Origin of the sequence: uncultured Candidatus Kuenenia sp. (assembly GCF_900696675.1) — a bacterium.
In the GTDB taxonomy this organism is placed as follows: Bacteria; Planctomycetota; Brocadiia; order Brocadiales; family Brocadiaceae; genus Kuenenia; species Kuenenia stuttgartiensis_A.
Genome location: NZ_CAADGZ010000204.1, coordinates 1 through 3,642, shown reverse-complemented (window position 1 = coordinate 3,642; position 3,642 = coordinate 1). Strand labels below are relative to the sequence as shown.

At 43.5% G+C, this 3,642-nt stretch carries 3 protein-coding genes; 2 read left to right on the top strand and 1 reads right to left on the bottom strand.

Annotated elements, in window-relative coordinates; all coding sequences use genetic code 11:
• Together QZT26_RS16840 and QZT26_RS16835 are read left to right on the top strand one after the other, a co-directional pair.
• Positions 1–1,764 (top strand): kelch repeat-containing protein (locus QZT26_RS16840; RefSeq protein WP_295103806.1); only part of this gene is annotated, 1,764 nt, incomplete at its 5' end.
• A 417-nt stretch (positions 1,765–2,181) separates the two neighbouring features.
• A complete protein-coding gene (locus QZT26_RS16835) occupies positions 2,182–3,069 on the top strand; it encodes a glycine--tRNA ligase subunit alpha (RefSeq protein WP_295103804.1) in 888 nt (295 codons plus the stop codon).
• A 292-nt stretch (positions 3,070–3,361) separates the two neighbouring features.
• Here QZT26_RS16835 and QZT26_RS16830 read toward each other — a convergent pair.
• On the bottom strand, positions 3,362–3,642 hold a 281-nt coding region (locus QZT26_RS16830), incomplete at its 5' end, for a hypothetical protein (protein ID WP_295103801.1).

The window sequence follows — 3,642 nt, the reverse complement described above, 5'->3', positions numbered from 1 at the left end:
CCCACGTCGGCATCAAACGCCTGTGCCGCAGCTATTGATGGTAAGATATATGTAGCGGGAGGGTATGTACCTACAACACCTCCGACACGGCTTGATGTATTGGAGGTATATGATATTGCCTCGAATACGTGGGACACAACAAAGGCGCCGCTTCCGAAAGGGTTGTCCGGAGCGTCTGCGGTGGCGCTGAACGGAATGCTGTATGTAATGGGAGGGGCTTCTACCGCTACTTCTGGCGGTTTTATTGATGAAAAAGAATTGTACCGCTATGACCCTGTAACCGATTCCTGGACGCAGTTATCTCCGATGAGCACCAACAGGGCATTTTTTGGCGCTGCGTTTATTAACGGGAAGATATATGTATGTGGAGGACATGGGGACGCAGGGTTTTTAAGTTCAATGGAGGTGTATGATCCTTCAACGGACATGTGGACAGCTTTGGCCCCGATGAACTCGGTACGATATGATTTTGGTTGTGTTGCGATAGACGGGAAACTTGTTGTCTTTGGGGGAAATGATTCGGTAGAGAGCCCGCCCTTTTTTGACAGTGTGGAGATATACGATCCGGCATTGAATCAGTGGAGTCTCCATGATTGTCCGTTGAGTATTGCACGTCAGGGGGTAAGGGGAGCGGTTGTTGATAACGCGGTCTATGCTTTATGCGGTATGGATGGGCCTCAGTCACTATATAATGTTATCGATGTTATGAATTTCGATATTGTTGAAGATACCATACCGGATCAGTTTACATTTGCCGATCAAACAGATGTGGCATTAAGTACGTTAGTAACTTCTAACACCATAACCGTTACGGGGATTAATACCGTTGCTGCTATATCCATAGCAGGAAATAACGGTGAATATTCTGTCAACGGCGGTGCATATGTAACCACATCAGGAACGGTAGATGGCGGTGATACGGTTGCCGTCCGCCAGACAGCGTCGGCAAACTTTGCGACCACAACTGATACTACGCTGACGATTGGAGGTGTCTCCGACACATTCAGTGTAACCACGCTGGCTGCGGAGCCTGCACCGCCCATATCACCTGCCAATCTTGTAGCAAATGCATTGAATGATAATCAAATAGACCTGAATTGGATTGATAATTCTTCCGATGAAACCGGGTTCAGGATTGAACGGTCGTTAGATCAAACAATCTGGTCAGAAATTGCGTCGGCAGGAACAGACGTAACCAGTTACAATGATGGCGGACTGAGTGCGAACACTACTTACTATTACCAGGTACGCGCATATAACGATGCGGGAAATTCTGGTTATTCAAATATTGCTTCAGCAACAACCAGCGATTTACCACCTGCGGCCATCAAGTATTATGCAACAAGTGAAACAGCAGTTTCCGGTAGAGTCTCGGGAGATTATACTGACACATGGGATAATGATGATATGCCTCAGGTTATTACCGAAGTAGAATGCCGGGGGAGATTAAGCAAACGTTACAGCTACCTTGAGCATAAATGGCATTTTACTATCAGCGCGGGATTTTCTGTTACATTATACGCTAATGTTTATAAAAGCAATTCGGGTGAAGACAATTTTATCTTGCAGTATTCTACGGATGGTAAGGACTTTAACTATATCGCAGAAGTAAGCAGCACCGATATCAACAACTTGGAAATCTGGCAATTACCCGCAACGCTGAACGGTGAAGTATTCATCAGGGTTATTGATTCTGATAGAACGCAAGGGAATAAAAATTTAGACTCTATCTATATTGACCAGATGTATATCCAGGTTGAGTAAGATGCAAGCGATACACCACCAATTGCACTGTGAAATTTGGGGGTAACGCTTATTTTATCAAGTCCGTTATCGCGAAAAGCATCTATTTTTCTAAAAATTTAATATAGTGTCGTAGTATCGGTAGAGAGGTGGCACGGACAAGCGGAGTTTGTCCAGGCCACCCCTTACAATGAATTTTGATGTTCATCTCTAGAAAACCTTATTTGTTTGACTATATCTCTGACATGGAATGATAATCCTTCCGATAGTTTAAATATTTTTTGAAAAAAAGGCACCTTTGGAGTTCTGAAATTACGGCAAAATCCAATGATAGGGTAATTTCTTGACAAGGAAAACGTGTGGTGATAGACTCCGAAAACTGTTTATGCAGGGAGAGGTTTCAATAATTTTCAGCACTTAAAATTATGAGTGAACGCAATGACATTTCAAGAGATTATTTTAACGTTACAAAAATACTGGGCTGATTATGGGTGCATACTTTGGCAGCCATATGATACGGAAAAGGGGGCGGGAACCTTTAATCCCGCAACGTTCCTTAAGGTACTCGGTCCAGAACCATGGAAATGCGCCTATGTTGAACCTTCCCGTCGCCCAACAGACGGCAGATATGGGGAGAACCCAAACAGATTGCAACACTACTACCAATTTCAGGTAATTGTAAAACCCGCCCCCGACGATTCGCAGGAGATTTATTTAAACAGTTTGCGGGTACTGGGGATAGACCTCGTAAAACATGACGTGCGATTTGTTGAGGACGATTGGGAGTCTCCCACCTTGGGTGCGACAGGTCTCGGATGGGAGATATGGCTGGACGGCATGGAAATTACACAATTCACCTATTTTCAACAGGTGGGCGGATTTGAACTTGAACCGATTACCCTTGAACTTACCTACGGACTCGAACGTATTGCAATGTTTATTCAGGAAAAAGAATCTGTGTTTGACCTGGAATGGGCGAAAGGATATACCTATGGCGATATCCATAAGCAGGATGAAGAGCAATTCTCCACTTACAACTTCAAAATTGCGGACACGTCAATGCTTTTTAAACTCTTTGAATTCTACGAAATTGAATGCCATAGGTTATTAAAAGATGACCTTCCGTTGCCTGCGTATGACTATGTTATGAAGTGTTCTCACACTTTCAATTTACTGGATGCGCGGGGGGCAATTGGCGTTACGCAAAGAACGGGTTATATTAAAAGGGTAAGAAATCTGGCAAGGGGCTGCGCGGAGGGGTACATCCGGCTGCGTGAATCATTGCAGTGGCCTCTTTTAAAGCATACCTCTGCCGCAATCCGGTAATTGTGAAATCCGAAACAAATTCTAATGACAAAATGATTTGAAATTCTAAAAAAGTGCATCTTTCGCATTTCGTGCTTAGCGCTTAGTATTTTTTATCTCATGCTTGTTTGGTTCTGGCTATACCATGTGAGCATTCCCCGATTTTTTGTAATAAAGCGTATTAATTTATGTAGGATGGGTTAAGCGAAGCGCGACCAATCATAATATTTTTCTGATGGGTGCGCTAACGTTTCGGTCATTCTGCTCAAAAATGACACGTTACAAAAAATCGGGCATGTCCCCTTTTATGTATTCAATTGAGTACTGCCATTGTCGTTTGGTTAATCAACAGATTTTGTGAATCGAAAAGCTCCCTGGTGCGGGAAAGGAAATCATCCGTGATTGCTGCAGAATATTGGCTGGAGGTTTTGATTTGAACGCTTCCGTTGTTTGGAGTGGCAATTTCAATGAAAAACGGACACGCGCCCCTGTGTTTTTTAATAAGGTCTTTTAACTGTATTAGTTTGGTTTCGTCAAAATGAGCAGCTTCAAGGCGCAATCCAAAAGATTTTACCAGGCGCTGGAAAGCGTTTT